Annotated in this window: 16 protein-coding genes; 10 read left to right on the forward strand and 6 right to left on the reverse strand. The window is 56.1% G+C overall.

Going from position 1 to position 14,139, the window contains the following annotated elements:
- Positions 1 to 116 precede the first annotated feature (116 nt).
- Positions 117 to 1,847, forward strand: coding sequence for a Hint domain-containing protein (locus BDE40_RS04780; RefSeq protein WP_134013310.1), 1,731 nt, complete (start codon positions 117 to 119; stop codon positions 1,845 to 1,847).
- A gap of 27 nt (positions 1,848 to 1,874) precedes the next feature.
- Here the strand turns inward: BDE40_RS04780 and BDE40_RS04785 are convergent, their stop codons facing one another.
- The 6 genes from BDE40_RS04785 to BDE40_RS04810 all read right to left on the reverse strand — a co-directional run bounded on the left by BDE40_RS04785 (position 1,875) and on the right by BDE40_RS04810 (position 5,760).
- On the reverse strand, positions 1,875 to 2,468 hold the full coding sequence (locus tag BDE40_RS04785) for a nucleotidyltransferase family protein (RefSeq protein ID WP_134013312.1): 594 nt from the start codon (positions 2,466 to 2,468) through the stop codon (positions 1,875 to 1,877).
- Positions 2,465 to 2,806 carry a DMT family transporter gene (locus tag BDE40_RS04790; protein WP_134013313.1) on the reverse strand — a complete coding sequence of 114 codons (342 nt, stop codon included), beginning with the start codon at positions 2,804 to 2,806 and terminating at the stop codon, positions 2,465 to 2,467. The genes BDE40_RS04785 and BDE40_RS04790 overlap by 4 nt, the downstream gene beginning before the upstream one ends.
- A gap of 117 nt (positions 2,807 to 2,923) precedes the next feature.
- Positions 2,924 to 4,132: an NADP-dependent isocitrate dehydrogenase gene (locus BDE40_RS04795; protein ID WP_134013314.1), complete on the reverse strand. Its 1,209-nt coding sequence runs from the start codon at positions 4,130 to 4,132 to the stop codon at positions 2,924 to 2,926.
- Between the two features lie 115 nt (positions 4,133 to 4,247).
- A complete protein-coding gene (locus BDE40_RS04800; RefSeq protein ID WP_134013315.1) occupies positions 4,248 to 4,826 on the reverse strand; it encodes an HD domain-containing protein in 579 nt (192 codons plus the stop codon).
- A 29-nt stretch (positions 4,827 to 4,855) separates the two neighbouring features.
- Positions 4,856 to 5,104, reverse strand: coding sequence for a hypothetical protein (locus BDE40_RS04805; protein ID WP_073141293.1), 249 nt, complete (start codon positions 5,102 to 5,104; stop codon positions 4,856 to 4,858).
- Positions 5,104 to 5,760: an alpha/beta hydrolase gene (locus BDE40_RS04810; protein WP_073141297.1), complete on the reverse strand. Its 657-nt coding sequence runs from the start codon at positions 5,758 to 5,760 to the stop codon at positions 5,104 to 5,106. The genes BDE40_RS04805 and BDE40_RS04810 overlap by 1 nt, the downstream gene beginning before the upstream one ends.
- A gap of 173 nt (positions 5,761 to 5,933) precedes the next feature.
- On the opposite strand from BDE40_RS04810, the gene iscR reads away from it, so the two are divergent.
- From iscR to BDE40_RS04855, 9 genes are all read left to right on the forward strand, one after another.
- On the forward strand, positions 5,934 to 6,395 hold the full coding sequence (gene iscR / locus BDE40_RS04815) for a Fe-S cluster assembly transcriptional regulator IscR (RefSeq protein WP_134013316.1): 462 nt from the start codon (positions 5,934 to 5,936) through the stop codon (positions 6,393 to 6,395).
- Between the two features lie 2 nt (positions 6,396 to 6,397).
- On the forward strand, positions 6,398 to 7,441 hold the full coding sequence (locus tag BDE40_RS04820; protein WP_134013317.1) for a cysteine desulfurase family protein: 1,044 nt from the start codon (positions 6,398 to 6,400) through the stop codon (positions 7,439 to 7,441).
- 17 nt (positions 7,442 to 7,458) lie between these two features.
- Positions 7,459 to 8,985 (forward strand): Fe-S cluster assembly protein SufB, encoded by a 1,527-nt coding sequence (sufB, locus tag BDE40_RS04825; protein ID WP_134013318.1) that lies wholly within the window; start codon positions 7,459 to 7,461, stop codon positions 8,983 to 8,985.
- Positions 8,986 to 9,094: 109 nt separating this feature from the next.
- Complete coding sequence (locus BDE40_RS04830) at positions 9,095 to 9,661, forward strand: hypothetical protein (protein WP_134013319.1); 567 nt, start codon at positions 9,095 to 9,097, stop codon at positions 9,659 to 9,661.
- Between the two features lie 79 nt (positions 9,662 to 9,740).
- Complete coding sequence (sufC, locus tag BDE40_RS04835; RefSeq protein ID WP_134013320.1) at positions 9,741 to 10,496, forward strand: Fe-S cluster assembly ATPase SufC; 756 nt, start codon at positions 9,741 to 9,743, stop codon at positions 10,494 to 10,496.
- Positions 10,496 to 11,773: a SufB/SufD family protein gene (locus tag BDE40_RS04840; protein ID WP_134013321.1), complete on the forward strand. Its 1,278-nt coding sequence runs from the start codon at positions 10,496 to 10,498 to the stop codon at positions 11,771 to 11,773. The genes sufC and BDE40_RS04840 overlap by 1 nt, the downstream gene beginning before the upstream one ends.
- A 3-nt stretch (positions 11,774 to 11,776) precedes the next feature.
- Positions 11,777 to 12,265: a YIP1 family protein gene (locus BDE40_RS04845; RefSeq protein ID WP_134013322.1), complete on the forward strand. Its 489-nt coding sequence runs from the start codon at positions 11,777 to 11,779 to the stop codon at positions 12,263 to 12,265.
- Positions 12,265 to 12,861 carry a Yip1 family protein gene (locus BDE40_RS04850; protein ID WP_134013323.1) on the forward strand — a complete coding sequence of 199 codons (597 nt, stop codon included), beginning with the start codon at positions 12,265 to 12,267 and terminating at the stop codon, positions 12,859 to 12,861. The genes BDE40_RS04845 and BDE40_RS04850 overlap by 1 nt, the downstream gene beginning before the upstream one ends.
- Positions 12,854 to 14,074, forward strand: a complete 1,221-nt coding sequence (locus tag BDE40_RS04855) for a cysteine desulfurase (RefSeq protein ID WP_134013324.1) — start codon at positions 12,854 to 12,856, stop codon at positions 14,072 to 14,074. The genes BDE40_RS04850 and BDE40_RS04855 overlap by 8 nt, the downstream gene beginning before the upstream one ends.
- Positions 14,075 to 14,139 lie beyond the last annotated feature (65 nt).

Here is a 14,139-nt window from a genome sequence, read left to right on the forward strand (position 1 = left end):
GGGGAAACTCTCGATAGCTTTGACCTAGTGACTAAAGATGAATTCGAGCTACTTTAGACGAAAAGGTGCCTCGTTTTCCTGTTGCGCCATGTCTGCTTATCCTTGGGGGATACGTTTTGGCTATTATCAATGGCACAGAAAACAACGACGTTCTGAACGGAACAAATCAAGACGACACGATTACCGGAAACGGTTTGGATGATACGATCAATGCTGGCGACGGCGATGATACCGTTTATGGCGACTATGGGCCCAGCGGCGCGGGCAATGGTGCGCAGGACGCGGATCCGTTGCAGCTCCAGTTTGCCAATGCCCAAAATGAAAGCGTTGACGGCACCAGCGTCGAGTATCTGAACGCGACCACGTTGGAGGATGGTACACCGGTCAAGGTCAAGCTGACCCTACTGTCGAAGTCCAACCCGAACCTCACGGTTGACCTAACCGGTGGTGAAGGATTTGAAATTTTGCTGAACGGTGTGTTTAACGCCTCGATGCGTGGCGAGACCGTCGAAATCCGGATGGAGTTCTTTAACCAGAACACTAACGAGCCGGTGACACTGAACACGGTCGGGACATTTGGTGATCTGGATCGCGCCAGCAATGGCACCGAGAACGTTACCATCTCCAAGCAATTTGTCAGCGGCTTCGGGACCTCCCAGAACTCCAATCTTGTTGTCCAGGATGGCGTGAACACTATCTCGGCCTCCGGCGGGCGGGATACAAATCCGTCAGATCAGAATGCGTGGTTCTCGACCCAAATCGAAGGACAGCAATTTATCGAGTTCACCTTGACCGCACGCGGTGGGCAGACCGGCTACACGATGAATGGCAACCTGATTGAAGACGTGGTTATCGTCCCGACCGAACCAGGTGATGACACCATTGATGGTGGTAATGGCGACGACGTGATTTTCGGCCAAGAAGGCGATGACACTATCTCAGGCGGCGAGGGCAACGACCGCGTCGAAGGCGGCACAGGTAATGACCTGATCGAAGGTGGTGCAGGGCAAGACCAGCTAAGTGGAGGCGACGACCGCGATACATTTGTGGTTTCAAGCGGGGCGGATGGCTCCGGCGACCGGATCGACGGCGGGACTGATGGCGACGATTTCGACACGCTGGACCTGACCGGAAGCGGTCCTTTACGTTTTGTGAACCTGACAACCGATGCCGACGGCGACAGCCAGTCAGGCACCGTGGAATTTCTAGACGCCAACGGCAATGTGTCGGGCCGATTGCATTTCTCGGAGATCGAACAGATCATCCCCTGCTTCACAACCGGCACATTAATTGCCACGCCCAAAGGTGAGGTGCCGGTCGAAGCCTTGTGCGAAGGCGACCGTGTCATCACCCGTGACAATGGTTTGCAGCAAATCCGCTGGATCGGGAAAAAATCTGTTGGCGCGAAGGCGCTTCAGAATTATGCGCATCTGCGGCCGGTTCTGGTGCAGGCTGGATCGCTTGGGCATGGTATGCCGGAGCGCGATCTTCTGCTCTCCCCGAACCACCGCGTTCTTTTGATGAACGAGCAAGTGGACGTCCTGTTCGAGGAACGTGAAGTGCTGTCCTCGGCCAAGCACCTGTGCCAGCGTGATGGGGTGGATGTCGTAGAAGCATCCACGGGCGTGACCTACTGGCATATCCTATTCGACAATCACGAGGTGATCCTGTCCAACGGAGCGTGGAGCGAAAGCTTCCAACCCGGTGACTATTCGCTAAAAGGGGTAGGGCAGGCGCAACGAAGCGAAATCTTCGAGCTGTTCCCTGATCTAAGCGACACCGTCGGGCAATCGGCTTACGGTTCTGCGCGTTTGGTGTTGAAAGCACATGAGGCAAAGCTGCTTTGACGCGCTGACATTCTATCGCTTGGCCAGCTATGTCTTTTGTTCGGCACGCCAAGTTTTCCAGTCTTCCGGGGTATCCAAATCGCGCAACGCGGCGGTTCCGATTGGTACAAGAACGGTGTCGGATTTGTGCTGTCGAAGGACAGGCTGCGCACCTGTGTCGCCTTCCAATTGCTTGAGATCTTCGAACAACGCCTTCCGGATCAACACTGGATGGCCGGCTTTGCCGTTGCCATCAGCCCCGCGCAGGATGGTAGCGAGCGGGTGGGCCTTGGCTGCCTTGATAACCTTGTCGAGGTCCGCCGTCGTAATGTCCGGCAAATCCGCCAGAACGATCAGCACTGCCTCTGTAGCAATCCCGACTAATCCGCTGCGCAAAGAATGCGATAGTCCAAGCGCCGCGCCCTCGTTGTAGACGATGTCGATGTCCAGTCCTTCAAGGGCCTCGGCTCTGAGTGGCTTATCCGGGGGCAAGACAGCCCGCACTTGATCAGCCGATGACGCAATGCAGGTCATTGCGCGTTGCCGGATGAGTGGAATTCCTCCGACGTCTTCCATCAGCTTGTCACGTGATCCCATCCGTGAGGATGCACCACCTGCAAGAAGAAGAATTGCGATGCTCAATGGGTTGCCGTGGTTGAAAAGAGGTTAATGACGAGGATGCCAGCAAGGATCAAAGACATGCCGAATACGGCAGCAAGGTCCAGCTTCTGGCCAAAATAGAGCCAGCCTATGATGGCGATGAAAATGATTCCAAGTCCCGACCACATTGCATACATGATGCCCACCGGCAAAACCTTGAGCGTGAGGGACAGGAAGTAAAACGCGATGGCAAAACTTCCCAAAGCCAGCACGGACGGCCAAAATCGGGTGAACTGTTGCGAGGCTTGCACCGAGGATGTTCCGACCGTTTCGGCAAGCACGGCAACGATCAGAAAAATGTAGTGCTGGGCATTTGGAATTCTCCGCGCTAAGGGCCAATTCCGATAGGCTAGTGCGGATTTTTAGGGAATACCACCACCCGAATGTGCAAAAGGGCCAGCGTTTCCGCCAGCCCTTTTCCGAAATATTATAATAGCTTACATGGCCTTGTTGAGGTTCTCGTCGATCTTCTCGAGGAAGCCTTCAGTGGTCAGCCATTTCTGATCAGGACCCACAAGCAGGGCGAGGTCTTTGGTCATGAAGCCGCTCTCTACGGTGTCCACGACAACCTTCTCCAGCGTTTCTGCAAAGTTTTGCAGTTGCGTGTTGTTGTCCAGTTTGGCGCGGTGCTTCAAGCCACCTGTCCACGCATAGATCGACGCAATGGAGTTGGTCGAGGTGGCTTCGCCCTTCTGGTGCTGGCGATAGTGGCGGGTCACTGTGCCGTGCGCCGCTTCGGCCTCCACGGTGTCACCATCTGGCGTCATCAGCACGGATGTCATCAGGCCAAGCGAGCCGAAGCCTTGTGCAACGGTGTCGGACTGAACATCACCGTCATAGTTCTTACAGGCCCAGACATAGCCACCATTCCACTTCATGGCGCAAGCGACCATGTCGTCGATCAGGCGGTGCTCGTAGGTGATGCCCGCAGCTTTGAACTTATCTTCGAACTCTGTTTCGTAGATGTGCTGGAACAGCTCAAGGAAGCGACCGTCATATTGCTTGAGGATCGTGTTCTTGGTGGACAGGTAGACAGGCCAGCCCAGCGATAGGCCGTAGTTCATCGATGCACGGGCAAAGTCGATGATCGACTTGTCGAGGTTATACATCGCCATGACCACACCAGAATCCGGTGCGTCAAAGACTTCGCGCTCGATCACTTCACCGTCGTCGCCGACGAATTTCAGCGATAGCTTGCCGCCGGTCGGAAATTTGAAGTCGGTCGCACGGTATTGATCACCAAATGCGTGACGGCCAACAACGATGGGTTTGGTCCAGCCAGGCACCAGACGCGGGACGTTGGAACAGATGATCGGCTGGCGGAAGATTACGCCGCCAAGGATGTTACGGATCGTGCCGTTGGGCGAGCGCCACATCTCTTTGAGGCCAAATTCTTCGACGCGGGCTTCATCAGGGGTGATTGTCGCACACTTGACGCCAACGCCGTATTTCTTGATCGCTTCGGCGGCATCAACAGTGATTTGGTCATTGGTGTCGTCGCGGGCCTGAATGCCAAGGTCGTAGTATTTCAGGTCGACGTCCAGATAGGGCAGGATCAGCTTTTTCTTGATGAAGTCCCAGATGATGCGGGTCATTTCATCGCCGTCGAGTTCGACGACGGGGTTTTCTACCTTAATTTTAGACATGTGCGCCTCCGGCAAATGGGGAATCTACTGCGCGTCTCATAGCGCACCTTGCATGGCTTGGGAAGACGGTATGCCATTGTATACGGAAATGACGCAGGTCGAGCGGATTATTGCGCTAATGTGCGTCGAACCATGCGTCAATGCGTGCTTTCAAGTGTTCCCAAAGGGCAGGCGCACCACGACGCACCTTCACCCCGACGCGATGATCAAGCTGCTCCGGCGTGACATTGTATTCAGGCCAGGTGCCGCCACCGGTTTCAAGGTTGGCAACAACGGGCTGAACGCGGTCAATGGATTTGGCAAAGACCGCGTCGTCTGTTTCTGCTGCTTCGAACTCTTCCCAAATGGTGCGAAACTCCGAAGCCTGTAGAGGAGGGAGCAACCCGAATATCCGGTCGGCGGCGGTCTGTTCCACGCGTGCCATCTCAACAGGATCATGATCGCCGTGAATAGGATTGTCGCCAGCATCGATTTCCACCAGATCATGGAGCAGAAGCATCTTTATCACGCGGTCTATATTCACCGGACGTTCCGCATGTTCGGCCAGAACCATCGCATATAGAGCAATGTGCCAGCTATGCTCGCCCGAGTTCTCGCGTCGCGAGCTGTCGCAAAGCGTGGTTCCACGTAAAACGGATTTAAGTTTGTCCGCTTCGTTCAGAAAGGCGAATTGCCGGGATAATTTGTCACTCACAAGATCAGCATCCCAGTAGGCTTCGCGCCCTAGCCCTTATCACCACTGGTCGGAAGCTTCTCGCCTTGCTTGCCAGCCAGCTTGTCCTTCAGGAACTTCACAGCCCGCGCTTCGGCTTTGCGGACGCGAACTGCGGTCAGAAAAGCTTCTTGGGTGGTTTGCGAAGATGCACCGATCAGGGTCGCGACATGCGGAATGACGCTTTCGTCATCCAATTCGTTTTCGACAGCGATGGCTTTCTTGGCAAGGTTGTCGGCGATGTCTTCGGTGATGCCCATTAGCGTGTGTTTTCCGTAAGACGACGTTGGACGTATTCCTCGACCGAACCGGTGAGTGTGTCCATGTGATCATTCTCGAAGAAGTGGCCAGCGCCTTCAACCTCTTGGTGCGTGATCGTGATGCCCTTCTGCTCGTGTAGCTTGTTCACCAGATTGACCGTGTCCTGCGGCGGTGCCACGCGGTCGCCAAGGCCGTTGATCATCAGGCCGGATGCCGGGCAGGGGGCGAGGAAGGAAAAGTCGTACATGTTAGCGGGCGGCGAGACCGAGATGAAACCCGTGATCTCCGGACGGCGCATCAAAAGCTGCATGCCGATCCACGCGCCGAAACTGAAGCCAGCAACCCAGCAATGCTTCGCGTTCTGGTTCATCGACTGAAGGTAGTCGAGCGCAGAGGCCGCGTCGGACAACTCCCCGATGCCTTGGTCGTATTCACCTTGGCTGCGGCCAACGCCACGGAAGTTAAACCGCAGCACGTTGAAGCCCATGTTATGGAACGTGTAATGCAGGTTGTAGACCACGCGATTGTTCATCGTGCCGCCGAATTGCGGGTGCGGGTGCAGGATGATCGCAATTGGGGCGTCGCGCTTGCCTTTGTGGGGGTGGTAGCGGCCTTCAAGACGGCCTTCCGGTCCGGGGAAAATCACTTCGGGCATAGGCGTCTTTCCTTGCGTCAGATTAAGAGCTGCCCCATATAGTTGACGAGATTGCTCAGGTAATCTAGAATTATTCTAAGTTGCCCGAGCGAAGTCGCTGGACAGGTCAAACTGAGTTAAGGTCTGAGCCTGCTATCGTCAACGAAATTCGCCTATTTTCGAGGGATTACGCGATGAAACTCAGCACTAAAGGCCGCTACGCGATGGTCGCCCTTGCCGACCTTGCCCAAAGCACGGATGGCGGGCTCGTCTCGTTAGGTGAAATTTCCAAGCGTCAAGATGTCTCGCTGCCGTATCTGGAGCAACTTTTTGTGAAGCTTCGTCGTGCTGGCTTGGTTGAATCCGTACGTGGGCCGGGGGGCGGGTACCGTCTGGCCAAATCTCCCAACGCCATCCGCGTGTCCGAAGTTCTGGAGGCGGTGGACGAGACGGTGAGTGCCTTGCACACGGGTGCGGGGGCCTCCGGTGCCTCGTCCGGTTCAAAGGCGCAAAGCATGACCAACCGCTTGTGGGAAAGTCTGTCGGCGCATGTCTACGTGTTCCTGCACCAGACCCGTTTGTCGGATGTCATCGAGAATGATTTGACCCCGTGCCCAGCTGTTCCAACCCTGTTCACTGTGGTGGATGAGGTCTGAGCATGTCGCGCGTCTACCTTGATTATAACGCGACGATGCCGCTTGTGCAGGCGGCCCGCGACGCGATGATCGCGGCGATGGACGTGGCGGGCAACCCGTCTTCCGTTCACGCGGAGGGGCGTGCTGCAAAGGCTATCGTCGAGCGCGCACGCGCTCAAGTTTCAGACGCCTTTGGTGCGTCCGGTGCGGATATCGTGTTCACATCGTCCGCGACCGAAGCCGCGGCCCTTGCTTGCGCAGGGCGCAAATTGCAAAGCGCGGCTGTTGAACATGATGCAGTTGGCGCGTGGACGTCCTGCGACTTGCCCGTTGATGCGAAAGGTAAAGTTGCCCTGTCTGAACCGGCCAACAGCGCGCTGCAACTTGCCAATTCTGAGACGGGGGTATTGCAAGATCTGCCCGAAGGCTTGGCGCTTTCGGACATGACCCAAGCCTTCGGCAAAATACCCGTCGCCTTCTCTTGGTCCGGCGCGCAAATGGCGCTTATTTCCGCCCACAAGCTGGGCGGCCCGAAGGGGATAGGGGCTCTGGTCCTGCGTCAGGGGCTTGATGTTCAAAGTCAGATCAAGGGCGGCGGGCAGGAAATGGGGCGTCGTTCCGGCACGGAAAACGTCATCGGCATCGCAGGATTTGGCGCTGCGGCTGAAAAATCAGTGCGTGATTTGGCCGATGGAGTCTGGGATCGGGTTGCGAAACTTAGAAATATTCTAGAAAAGGCCATTGAGGCTTCCGCAAAGAATACTATTTTTGTCGGGAATGAGTCGGAAAGGCTGCCAAACACCTCCTGCTTCGCGACGCCGGGCTGGAAGGGTGAGACGCAGGTGATGGCTATGGATCTCGCTGGTTACGCAGTATCTGCCGGATCAGCTTGCTCCAGCGGCAAGGTCAAAGCCAGCCAAGCGGTGGCGGCCATGGGATACGACGAGACGGTTGCAACAAGCACGTTGCGCGTTTCGCTTGGACCCGAGACGACGGAAGAACAAATTCTTCGCTTCGCGGATGCGTGGCTGAAGGCAGAACGAAAATTTCACGCCAAGGCGGCGTGATAAGCAAGGAGACAGACATGTCGCTTGAGGAAGTCGTAGACAACGTCAAAGAGGGCGTAGATCAGGACACCGTAGATGCGGTCCGCGAAGTGGGCGGTAAGTACAAATACGGCTGGGAAACCGAGATCGAGATGGACTACGCGCCGAAAGGCCTGAGCGAAGACATCGTGCGTCTGATTTCCGAGAAAAACGGCGAGCCGGAATGGATGCTGGAATGGCGTCTTGAGGCCTATGCCCGTTGGGTCAAGATGACCGAGCCAACGTGGGCGATGGTTCATTATCCCAAGATCGACTTTCAGGACCAGTATTACTACGCCTCGCCAAAATCCATGGCTGAGAAACCGAAGTCCCTGGATGATGTCGACCCCAAGTTGCTGGAAACATACAAGAAGCTAGGCATCCCGCTGAAAGAGCAGATGATCCTTGCGGGTGTCGAGGGCGCGGAAGAACTGACTGATGCCCCGCGCAAGGTAGCTGTGGACGCCGTGTTTGATTCCGTGTCTGTCGGAACGACATTCCAAGCGGAACTGAAGTCGAAGGGCGTTATTTTCTGCTCCATCTCGGAAGCAATTAAAGAGCATCCCGAACTGGTGAAGAAATACCTCGGCTCGGTCGTCCCGCAGTCGGACAACTTCTACGCGACGCTCAACTCTGCGGTCTTCTCTGACGGGTCGTTCGTCTACATCCCACCGGGCGTGCGTTGTCCGATGGAATTGTCTACCTATTTCCGTATCAACGCGGAAAACACCGGCCAATTCGAGCGTACCCTGATCATTGCGGACAAGGAGTCCTACGTCTCCTACCTCGAAGGTTGCACGGCGCCCATGCGCGACACTAACCAGTTGCACGCGGCTGTGGTGGAACTGGTGCTGCTGGAAGACGCTGAGATCAAATATTCCACCGTCCAGAACTGGTATCCGGGCGATGAAGAGGGCAAAGGCGGCATTTACAACTTTGTCACCAAACGTGCCGATTGCCGCGGCGATCGCTCCAAGGTGATGTGGACGCAGGTCGAAACTGGTTCTGCCGTGACGTGGAAATACCCAAGCTGCATCCTGCGCGGCGACGATTCACAGGGCGAGTTCTATTCCATCGCCATCGCCAACAACATGCAGCAGGCCGACACCGGCACCAAAATGATCCATCTGGGCAAGCGCACCAAGTCGCGCATCGTGTCCAAGGGGATTTCTGCGGGCAAGGCGCAGAACACGTATCGTGGGCTGGTTTCGATGCACCCGAAGGCCAAGGATTCGCGCAACTATACGCAGTGCGACAGCTTGCTGATCGGCGACAAATGCGGCGCGCACACGGTCCCCTATATCGAGGTGAAGAACAACTCTTCGCGGGTAGAGCATGAGGCAACCACCTCCAAGGTCGATGACGATCAGGTCTTCTACTGCCGTCAACGCGGGATGGATGAGGAGGCCGCCGTCGCGCTGATCGTGAATGGCTTTGCCAAAGAAGTGTTGCAAGCATTGCCGATGGAGTTCGCCATGGAAGCGCAGCAGTTGGTCGCGATCTCGCTGGAAGGGTCGGTGGGGTAAACCCTGCCAGCCACACCTTAAAGGATGCATCAAATCTCCAGTTTCTTGCCATATTCTGGCCCGGTTGCCACCTTAGCTTCGTCCGTGTTTACGGATGGAGGGGCTACCTATGAGCATGGCAGACGCAAGCTTTCAGGCACGGTTGGATCGGATCAGCTCGGGCCAGGGGTATGTGGCCGAGGGGCTGTTGGGCACGGGCGAGTTGACCAAAATTCGCGCGCGCCAGCAGAATGGCAAAGGGCCGGTTCCGGATGCGACCTTGGGAATTCAGGAAAAGAAGAAGTTTCCGGTCAAGAAGGTCGTCGTGGCTTTCATTCTGGGAATAATCTCATTCTTTGGGGGAACCTTGGCGACGTTTCATGCGACCCAAGGTGTGGCCACGGATTTCGACAACTTCCGCCTGCTGGTAGAAGCTTTGGGGCCGCTGGGCATGTCCGCGCTACTGGCGTTTTTCCTGCTTTACGTTTCGGGCCTGCGGTCGTTCATGCTGGTCTGCGTTATTATCGCGGGCTTCTTCGCGACACATTACGCCGAGCCTCATATGGCGCGCGCAGCACCAAGCGTTTGGACGCAGATGTATTCGGCGGAATATGCCGACGCACTGAAATTCAAAGCCTTCGCGCAAACCACGCAGTGGGGCTTCGCTCCGCCGCCGGAACTCGCCGTTACAGAATAAACAAAACATCGAATGCACTTACACGCGCCTCACATGGGTTTCCCATGTGGGGTTGCTCCTGTTGAAAGAGAGAAAAATCATGTTGGAAATCAAAAACCTGCACGTACAACTTGAAGATGAAGACAAGCAAATCCTCAAAGGCGTGAATCTGACCGTTGGCGCGGGCCAAGTGCACGCGATTATGGGGCCAAACGGCTCTGGCAAATCCACGCTGTCCTACGTTCTGTCTGGCAAAAGCGGCTACGAAGTCACCGATGGCACGGCCATACTGGACGATGTGGACTTGCTCGATTTGGATCCTGAAGAACGCGCCGCGGCTGGCCTGTTTCTGGCGTTCCAATACCCCGTCGAAATTCCGGGCGTTGGCAACATGACATTCCTGCGTACTGCGGTGAATTCGCAACGCAAAGCGCGCGGTGAAGATGAAATGTCCGCAGGTGACTTTCTGAAATTCATCCGCGAAAAGGCCAAAAGCCTGAAGATCGACGCTGACATGCTGAAACGCCCCGTCAATGTGGGCTTCTCCGGTGGTGAGAAAAAGCGCAATGAAATATTGCAGATGGCGATGCTTGAGCCGAAGATGTGCATCCTGGATGAGACGGATTCCGGCCTTGATGTTGATGCGATGAAGCTGGTGGCCGAAGGTGTGAACGCGCTGCGTTCGGAAGGTCGGTCCTTCCTAGTGATCACGCACTACCAGCGCTTGCTCGACCATATCAAACCTGACGTGGTGCATATCATGGCGGATGGCCGGATCATCAAATCCGGCGGGCCTGAGCTTGCTTTGGAAGTCGAAAACAACGGCTATGCCGATTTGCTGGCAGAGGTGGCCTGATGACAGTTGCTTCCAAAATTGCGGCCGATCCGCGCCTGGACGGCTTGACGGTTCCGGCAGGTGGCTGGCCGACAACCGCGCGGTCCAGTGCATTGATGCGTTTGCAGACAATGGGCTTGCCCGTAAAGCGTGACGAATATTGGCGCTACACCGATCCTTCGGCCTTGGTCTGTGAGGCTCCGTTGCCTTGCGATCCGTTGCAAACCAGCACTCCGATTTTCGGGACGATCGACAAAACCCGCCTCGTTTTCGTGGATGGTGTGTTTGACGCGGAGCAATCCGATAATCCTGACTTGGCCGGCGTCGAAATCACGCGCTTATCCGAAGTGAATGACCTGGATTTGCATTGGGCGCAGGGGCTTTACGGCAAGCTTGAAGAGGCGGGTCAAAGTCCTGTCGCGCGCCCGTTGGCCGCCTTAAACACCGCACAAGCGACTGAAGGTATGTTGGTGCGGGTTACCGGCAAACCAAAGAAGCCTTTGCACATTTCGTACCGTCAGTCCTCCAAAACGTCCGAAGCGATCTTGCATCATGTGATTAAGGTCGAAGCGGGTGCAGAGCTGACCTTGCTGGAGACCGGAACTCCGGGCGCACGCAGCAACGTCGTTCTTGAGGTCGATATTGCCGATGGCGGCACACTGCACCACATCCGCCCGCAAGGTCGGGCGCATGGGCGCCATGTCGCGACGCATCTTTTTGCCCGTGTCGCTACCGAGGCGACATTGAAGTCCTTTACAATGTCGCTCAACGGGCAGCTGACCCGCAACGAAATCGTTACTGAAATCGTAGGCGATGACGCGGCAGTGCATGTTGGCGGTGCTTGTGTCGGTGACGGCGACGCGTTCCATCACGATGACACGGTTTTTATCACCCATGACGCGGTGAATTGCGAAAGCCGTCAGGTGTTCAAAAAGGTGCTGCGCAACGGGGCCACTGGTGTGTTCCAAGGCAAAATTCTTGTGAAAGCGGGGGCGCAGAAAACCGACGGCTACCAGATCAGCCAAGCCCTGCTGCTGGATGGCGATAGCCAGTTCCTTGCAAAGCCGGAGCTGGAAATCTACGCGGATGACGTTGCTTGCTCTCACGGGTCGACTTCCGGCGCGATTGACGAAGATGCGATGTTCTATCTCCGCTCGCGTGGTGTGCCGGAGAAAGAGGCCCAGAACCTGCTGGTCATTGCTTTCCTTGGCGAGGCGTTGGACGAGATCGAGAACGAAGATTTAGCCGCAGACCTGCAAAGTCGTCTCGAGGCGTGGTTCTCGCGGCACAGCACCTAAGCGATGTCGACGGCACAAGCCATATTTCGCAGCTACCGCGCCCCGCGCGCGGTTGCTCGGGACTTTCGCGCGGCGGGGGCTGATGAGGCCACAGGGCTGGGGTGGTTGTTTGCCGCCTGCATCCTGTTCTTCATCGCGCAACTGCCCGGCTTGGCGCGCACGTCGCATCTAAGCGACGGGGACGTGCCGTTATTCGGATTGGCGCTTGGTACGTTTTTCGGAACGATGCTGTTAGCACCCATCCTCTTTTACGTTTTGGCCAGCCTAAGCCACTTCGTAGCGAATACCCTCGGAGGGCAGGGGAGCATCACTGACGCACGCTTGGCGATGTTCTGGGGGCTGCTTGCCTCGGGCCCTGTTGTCTTGTTCCAAGGGCTCGTTGCCGCATTGATCGGGCCAGGACAACAAGCCACGCTTGTGGCTCTTGTGTCATTTATGGTTTTTCTTTGGGTCTGGCTGAATAGTCTGATCGAGCTGGAAGGCGCCCGCTGATGTTGTCATTCCTGCTGAACCTAGTCGGCCAAACTCTGCGCCGCCCGAAAAGCGCCGTAGAAACTGTGTTGTCACTTGATCTGGATCGCAACTCGCTTTGGTCCGCGCTTGGATTGGTGTCAGTCGTTTCGGTGCTGTTTACCGAGTTCACGTTGCTGTTTGTCCCGTCCGAGATGATCGTTGAAGATGGACCGTTCCCAAGCAGCCCGCTTCTGCTCGGGCTGGTGATCTGGGGCTTGCTTGTTCTGTCGGTGTTCATCACCCACTATGTTGGTCGGGCCTTCGACGGTCGAGGTGAGTTAAAAGACAGCTTGAAAACCGTGATCTGGATGCAGGTCGTTTTGTTGGCCTTGCAGGTGGTGCAGATTGCGTTTTTCCTGATTTCTCCGGTGGTTGCGATCCTGTTTGGCTGGGTCGGTGCGCTATATGTGTTTTATGTTTTCCTAGAGTTTGTACGGGCATTGCATGGCTTCAGATCGCTGGGATTGGTCTTTGCCGGAGCAGTTATTTCCCTGATCGGATTGATGTTTGGCATTGCGCTGGCGATAGGCCTGATTGCAGGAGTTTTCGGATTGGAGTTGGGTGCAAATGTATGACGTCCAGAAAATAAGGGCAGACTTTCCCATCCTGAGCCGGAAGGTGAATGACAAGCCGTTGGTCTATCTCGACAACGGGGCATCGGCGCAAAAACCGCAGGTGGTGATCGACGCGATCAACCAAGCCTATGCCCATGAATACGCGAATGTTCACAGAGGCTTGCACTATCTGTCCAATCTGGCGACGGACAAATACGAGGCTGTGCGCGGCAAAGTCGCATCGTTCTTGGGCGCGAAGTCCGAGGACGAGATCATCTTCAATTCCGGCACCACCGAGGGCATCAATATGGTGGCCTACGCATGGGCAGCACCTCGGATGGAAGCCCGGGACGAAATCATTCTGAGCGTGATGGAGCACCACGCAAACATAGTTCCCTGGCATTTTCTGCGAGAACGCCAAGGGGTGAAACTGGTCTGGGTTGATGTGGACACCAATGGCGATCTTGACCCACAAAAAGTGATCGACGCGATCACCCCGCGCACCAAACTAATCGCCGTCACCCATATGTCTAATGTTTTGGGCACGGTGGTCGATGTGAAAACCATCTGCGACGCGGCGCATGCACGCGGCGTGCCTGTGCTGGTCGATGGCTCGCAAGCTGCAGTCCATATGCCCGTTAACGTCGCTGATCTGGGCTGCGATTTCTATCCTGTTACCGGTCACAAGCTCTATGGCCCGTCGGGTTCCGGCGCGATCTATGTGAAGTCCGAACGGATGGCCGAGATGCAGCCGTTTATCGGCGGCGGCGATATGATCCGCGACGTCCACAAGGACGAAGTGATCTACAATGACGCCCCGATGAAATTCGAGGCCGGAACCCCCGGCATTGTTCAGATGATTGGTATGGGGGTGGCGCTCGACTACATGTCGGGAATTGGCATGGACAATATTGCCGCCCACGAACGCACCGTGCGGGACTACGCGCGCTCACGGCTGGACGGGCTGAACTGGCTGAACGTGCAGGGGCAGTCGGCAGATAAAGGCGCTATCTTTTCGTTCACTTTGGACGGTGCGGCCCATGCCCATGACATCTCGACCGTATTGGACAAAAAAGGTGTCGCTGTTCGGGCAGGCCAGCATTGCGCGCAACCTTTGATGGAGCATATGGGGCTTACGGCCACCTGCCGCGCGTCTTTTGCAATGTACAACACGCAAGCAGAGGTCGATGCACTGGTTGATGCGCTAGAGCTGTGCCACGAGCTGTTTGCCTGATTTGACCCCAAGCCGAAGAAGTTCTTATTTGGCGTTGCGGCAGGTCGAACGCGCTTGTATAGCCA

This window comes from Litoreibacter halocynthiae, assembly GCF_004365635.1.
Lineage (GTDB): Bacteria > Pseudomonadota > Alphaproteobacteria > Rhodobacterales > Rhodobacteraceae > Litoreibacter > Litoreibacter halocynthiae.

Excerpts from the sequence above, each read along its gene's own strand:
- BDE40_RS04840 (WP_134013321.1), top strand. The coding sequence starts at position 10,496 with ATGACAGTTGCTTCCAAAATTGCGGCCGATCCGCGCCTGGACGGCTTG.
- iscR (WP_134013316.1), top strand. The coding sequence starts at position 5,934 with ATGAAACTCAGCACTAAAGGCCGCTACGCGATGGTCGCCCTTGCCGAC.
- BDE40_RS04855 (WP_134013324.1), top strand. The coding sequence starts at position 12,854 with ATGTATGACGTCCAGAAAATAAGGGCAGACTTTCCCATCCTGAGCCGG.
- BDE40_RS04820 (WP_134013317.1), top strand. The coding sequence starts at position 6,398 with ATGTCGCGCGTCTACCTTGATTATAACGCGACGATGCCGCTTGTGCAG.
- BDE40_RS04810 (WP_073141297.1), bottom strand. The coding sequence starts at position 5,760 with ATGCCCGAAGTGATTTTCCCCGGACCGGAAGGCCGTCTTGAAGGCCGC.
- sufB (WP_134013318.1), top strand. The coding sequence starts at position 7,459 with ATGTCGCTTGAGGAAGTCGTAGACAACGTCAAAGAGGGCGTAGATCAG.
- BDE40_RS04845 (WP_134013322.1), top strand. The coding sequence starts at position 11,777 with ATGTCGACGGCACAAGCCATATTTCGCAGCTACCGCGCCCCGCGCGCG.
- BDE40_RS04805 (WP_073141293.1), bottom strand. The coding sequence starts at position 5,104 with ATGGGCATCACCGAAGACATCGCCGACAACCTTGCCAAGAAAGCCATC.
- sufC (WP_134013320.1), top strand. The coding sequence starts at position 9,741 with ATGTTGGAAATCAAAAACCTGCACGTACAACTTGAAGATGAAGACAAG.
- BDE40_RS04830 (WP_134013319.1), top strand. The coding sequence starts at position 9,095 with ATGAGCATGGCAGACGCAAGCTTTCAGGCACGGTTGGATCGGATCAGC.
- BDE40_RS04850 (WP_134013323.1), top strand. The coding sequence starts at position 12,265 with ATGTTGTCATTCCTGCTGAACCTAGTCGGCCAAACTCTGCGCCGCCCG.
- BDE40_RS04795 (WP_134013314.1), bottom strand. The coding sequence starts at position 4,132 with ATGTCTAAAATTAAGGTAGAAAACCCCGTCGTCGAACTCGACGGCGAT.